A 1,960-nucleotide genomic window follows, 5' to 3' on the forward strand; every position below is an offset into this window, starting at 1 on the left:
ATCGACTTCGAATCCCTCCAAGAGGAGTCGGAGCAGTCGGGAGACGACGCGGGCCAGCCGGCGATGACCGACGACGGGCTCCGCCTCTCCCACGCCGCGGTCCGCCGCCTGGCCTGCGATGCCGACATCCTCCCCATCTGTCTCGGCACCCACGGCCAACCCCTCGACGTCGGACGCACCCAACGCCTGGTCACCACCGCGATCTGGCTGGCCCTCATCGCCCGCGACCGCCACTGTGCGTTCCCGGGCTGTACCCGCCCACCAGTGATGTGCCACGCGCACCACATCCGCCACTGGGCCGACGGAGGACCCACCAGTCTGAACAACCTCGTCATGCTCTGCGGCCACCACCACCGCACCATCCACGACACCACCTGGCAGGTCCGCCTCGCCACAGACGCCCGACCCGAGTTCCGACCACCACCCCGCAGACCCCACCACCCACCACCCGACCAATGGATCCGACACCGACCCAGAGCCGGGCCCTGACCCACCACCTGATGCCTGCGGCGGTCGAAGGTGGCGCTCAGGCGTGGTGCGCCCTCTGCGAGACTCCGAGCCATGTCGACAATCCTGATCACCGGCGCCTCCTCCGGCCTCGGCGCCGAGATGGCCCGCCAGCTCGCTGCCAAGGGTCACGACCTGGCATTGTGCGCACGCCGTACCGACCGCCTCGACGAGCTGAGTGACGAGATCCTCCGGGCCCACCCGGATCGCCGCGTTGCCGTCCGCGCCCTGGACGTCACCGACGACGACGCGGTCTTCCGCGTCTTCGGCGAGTTCGCCGAGCAGCTGGGGCGGATCGACAAGGTGATCGTCAACGCCGGCCTCGGCAAGGGTGCGCGGATCGGGACCGGCGGGTACGCCGCCAACCGCGCCACGGCGATGACCAACTTCGTCGGGGCGCTGGCTCAGACCGAGGCCGCGATGGAGATCTTCCGCGAGCAGCAGGCCGGCCACCTCGTGATGGTCTCGTCGATGGCCGCGATGCGCGGGATGCCGAAGGAGATCGCGACGTACGCCGCCACCAAGGCCGCCGTCGCCCACCTCGCGGAGGGCCTGCGCACCGAGCTCTACGGGACGCCGCTCGCCAAGACCGTCAAGGTCACCGTGCTCTACCCGGGCTACATCATCAGCGAGATGAACGACTACGCGAAGCCGACCTCTCCGTTGATGGCCACGACCGAGGACGGCGTCAAGGCCATGGTCAAGGCGATCGAGAAGCAGGTCGCCGACGCGTGCGTGCCGCCGCTGCCCTGGGGTCCGCTGTCGCTGGTCATGAAGCACGCGCCGCTGCCGGTCCTCAAGCGGATGATCTGAGGACCGGCAGCAACGCCACCTAGCGTCGCTAGCGGGGCGGCTGGGCTCGCTTGACCCGGAGCACCATCACCTGCGACCGCGACCGTTCGTAGGCCGCGGCGTCGTCCGGGATGAAGACGACGCGGACCTTGTGCTTGCCGCGGCGCAGGTTCTTCGAGAGGCGGATGGTCTCGACGTCGTTGACCGACAGGGTGTCGCGTGAGGCGACAGGGACGGCGTAGCTGCGCTCGCGGCGCTTGTCGACCTTGATCACGACGCGACCCGCGCGACCGTCGGAGGCCAGGTCGCCGTAGACGACGAACTGGACCTTCGACGGCTGCTGCCCGCGGCGCTGCTTCATCTTCGTCAACCTGGCCGCGACATCCGTGCTGGTCGACTCCTCAGGAGTCGGGGTCGGCGTCGGTGACGGCGTCGGTGACGGGCTCGGCGTCGGCGTCGGCGTCGGTGACGGCGTCGGTGACGGGCTCGGTGTCGGCGTCGGCGACGGGCTCGGTGTCGGCGTCGGTGACGGCGACGGTGACGGGCTCGGTGTCGGCGACGGGGACGGCGTCGGCGTCGGTGACGGTGACGGCGACGGGCTCGGGCTCGGGCTCGGGCTCGGGGACGGTGTCGGTGACGGTGACGGCGACGGGCTCGGGCT

Annotated in this window: 4 protein-coding genes; 2 read left to right on the forward strand and 2 right to left on the reverse strand. The window is 70.4% G+C overall.

The genetic code is table 11. The annotated features are described in order from the left end of the window. On the forward strand, positions 1-489 hold a 489-nt coding region (locus Q1K33_RS15640), incomplete at its 5' end, for an HNH endonuclease signature motif containing protein (protein ID WP_300405598.1). Between the two features lie 72 nt (positions 490-561). Further along, positions 562-1,320 carry an SDR family oxidoreductase gene (locus Q1K33_RS15645; protein ID WP_300405600.1) on the forward strand — a complete coding sequence of 253 codons (759 nt, stop codon included), beginning with the start codon at positions 562-564 and terminating at the stop codon, positions 1,318-1,320. A 28-nt stretch (positions 1,321-1,348) separates the two neighbouring features. Here the strand turns inward: Q1K33_RS15645 and Q1K33_RS15650 are convergent, their stop codons facing one another. Together Q1K33_RS15650 and Q1K33_RS15655 are read right to left on the reverse strand one after the other, a co-directional pair. Beyond that, positions 1,349-1,660: a hypothetical protein gene (locus Q1K33_RS15650; protein WP_300405602.1), complete on the reverse strand. Its 312-nt coding sequence runs from the start codon at positions 1,658-1,660 to the stop codon at positions 1,349-1,351. A gap of 40 nt (positions 1,661-1,700) precedes the next feature. Further along, the coding region (locus Q1K33_RS15655) for a hypothetical protein (RefSeq protein WP_300405604.1) at positions 1,701-1,960 on the reverse strand (260 nt) is incomplete at its 5' end.

Origin of the sequence: Nocardioides sp., assembly GCF_029937575.1 — a bacterium.
Lineage (GTDB): Bacteria > Actinomycetota > Actinomycetes > Propionibacteriales > Nocardioidaceae > Nocardioides.